At 72.1% G+C, this 2,555-nt stretch carries 3 protein-coding genes; 1 reads left to right on the forward strand and 2 read right to left on the reverse strand.

The annotated features are described in order from the left end of the window. The coding region (locus tag AC27IO_RS22825) for a HAMP domain-containing protein (protein ID WP_498740933.1) at positions 1 to 946 on the reverse strand (946 nt) is incomplete at its 3' end. 16 nt (positions 947 to 962) lie between these two features. After that, positions 963 to 1,694 carry a response regulator gene (locus tag AC27IO_RS22830; protein ID WP_272565278.1) on the reverse strand — a complete coding sequence of 244 codons (732 nt, stop codon included), beginning with the start codon at positions 1,692 to 1,694 and terminating at the stop codon, positions 963 to 965. Between the two features lie 313 nt (positions 1,695 to 2,007). On the opposite strand from AC27IO_RS22830, the gene AC27IO_RS22835 reads away from it, so the two are divergent. Continuing rightward, a partial coding sequence (locus tag AC27IO_RS22835; RefSeq protein ID WP_498740936.1) for a TolC family protein occupies positions 2,008 to 2,555 on the forward strand: 548 nt, incomplete at its 3' end.

Consider the following 2,555-nt stretch of genomic DNA (forward strand, 5'->3'; position numbering starts at 1 on the left):
GCGCAGCGCCACGCCGGCAGCCCGTCGCCTCGACCGCCACGCCCAGCCAGCCGCCGTCGCCCGCGTGGCGCAGCGCGTTTTCGACCAGGTTGAAAAGCACCTGCCGCAGGCGGTCGGGGTCGGCATTCACCAGCGCCGCGCGTGGCGCCTGCGGCACCTGCAAATCGAGCGCCACGCCATGTTCGGCGATGCGGCTGGCATGGCTGGCCAGCGCCTCGCGCACCAGTTCCGCCAGGTCCTGCGGCGCCATCTTGAGCGACAGCTGGCCGGCTTCGGCCATCGACAGGGTGTGCAGATCACCGACCAGGCGCCCGAGGTACTCGACCTGCTCCAGCAGCGCGCGCGACTCGGCGGCGTCGGCCTCGATGACGCCGTCGCAGATCGCGTGCAGGCGGGCGCGCAGCACGGTCAGCGGCGTGCGCAACTCGTGCGAGATGGAGGCGGCGGTGGCACGGCGCTCGCGCGCCATGTCCTCCAGCGCATCGGTCATCTGGTTGAAGTGGCCCACCATCTCGGCCATCTCGCCCTTGTAGCGGCCCGGCTGCGCCCGCACGGTGAAGTCGCCCATGGCCACGCGCGTGGCGGCTTCGGCCATCGAAGCCACGGGCTGCGTGACCAGGCGCGACACCCAGAAACCCACTGCCAGCCCGAAAGGCAGGCACACCACCAGCCCGACGACCAGCGACCACTTCTCGCCGAACAGCAGGTCGCCGCGCCAGTACTGCCCATAGATCGCCATCGCCTGGGGGCTGTCCTCCTGGTCGTGGTCGTTGAGCTCGTCCAGTTCGTGCTGCACGGTGGCGGGCAGGCTGCGGTAGAAATCGCGGTACTGCATTTCGGAGAACACGACCACGCTGGCCGCCAGCAGGCCCATGGTGGCGAGCAGCGTCCCGGCGATGTACAGCCCGAAGCGGACCCAGATGCGATCGAGGATGGAGCCTTGCATGGCGCGGCGGCTCGGGTCAGCCCTCGGCGGACTCGCCGGGCCACAGGCGATAGCCGATGCCGCGCACCGTCTCGATCAGCTCGCCCTGCCCGGCCTGCTGCAGCTTGCGCCGCAGCTTGGACAGGTGGGAGTCGATCACCCGGTCGAGCGCGTCGCTCTCGGGCAGGCAATGCTCGATGAGGTGGCCGCGCGAGAAGCAGCGCTTGGGCTGCGCCGCCAGGCAGGCCAGCAGCCGGAATTCGGTCAACGTGAGCGGCAGCGGCACGGCACGCCCGTCCTCGCCATAGGCCAGGGCGGCATGGGCCTGCTGGTCGATCTCGATCCGGCCCACGCGGATCGGCGTGGTGGCGGGCGCTTCCTGCGACCGCGTGCGGCGCAGCACGGCGCGCACGCGGGCCACTACCTCGGGCGGGCTGAAGGGCTTGACCACGTAGTCGTCGGCCCCCAGGCGCAGGCCGAGCAGCTTGTCGATGTCGTCCGCCAGCGCGGTGACCATGATGACCGGGGTCTGCCCCTCTTCGCGGATGGCGCGCAGCACGTCCAGGCCGTCCATGCCGGGCAGGTGGATGTCCAGCAGCACCATGTCGGGCCGCAGCTGGCGAAACAGCCGCAGGGCGTCCAGGCCGTTGCCGGCCTGCTGCGCCCGCAGCCCGTCGCGCTGCAGGTAGGCCGTGAGGATGCTGGCGATCCCGGGTTCGTCCTCGACCACGAGGACAAGCGGACCAGGCAGGGGGGCAGGACTGTTCATGGCACCAGGGGCTAGGGCGGCGGCCACGGGGCCCGGGGAGGGTCCGAGGGCGGCACATCGCCGGCCGATTATCCATGGGCCGCCCTCCGCACCGGCCCCGGCGCGTCTCCACGTTTTCTCCACACGGTATTCACGGCTGCGCGAATTTTGGCGGGCCCAATGCCCGCTGAAAACCCTCCCCGAATGCCCTTTCCCCCTCGAGGTCCTGTCCGCGTGAACCGATCCCTTCACCTCCTGCCGTGCGCCGCGCTGTCCGTCCTGGTGGCCGGGTGCGCCGCGCTCGGGGGGGGCCGATGCCCCCTCGGTGCAGGGCGTGGCCCCGGTGCCAGCGGCCTGGAGCCAGCCGGCGCCCGCCGGTGCGCCGGCAGCCGACCTGCGGTCCTGGTGGAAGGCCTTCAACGACCCTGCGCTGGATGCCCTCGTGCAGGAAGCGCTGGCCAGCAACCTCGACCTGGCGCAGGCCGCCAGCCGGCTGCGCGAGGCGCGGCTGCAATCGGGCCGCGCGGCCCTGCAGTTCCGGCCGTCGCTGGGCGCCAGCGCCCGTTCGCTGCAGGACATTTCGGCCACCGACACCTACTTTCACGCCAGCCTGGACATGGTGTGGGAGCTGGGCCTCTTCGGCGCCGGCGAAAGCACGCGCCAGGCCGGCGAAGCCGAACTGGATGCGGCCGGGGCCGATGCCCAGGGCGTTCGGGTGGCGGTCGTGGCCGATGTGGTGCGCAACTACCTCGACCTGCGCGCCGCCCGCCGCCAGGCGCAGCGGCTGGCGCAGATGGCCGCCCTGGACGAACGCAGCGCCGCCTTGGCCGAGGTGCGGCTGCGCACCCGCCTGGGGCCGGCGGACGAGATCGTGCAGGCCCG

The organism is Acidovorax sp. KNOB132, from assembly GCF_057541515.1.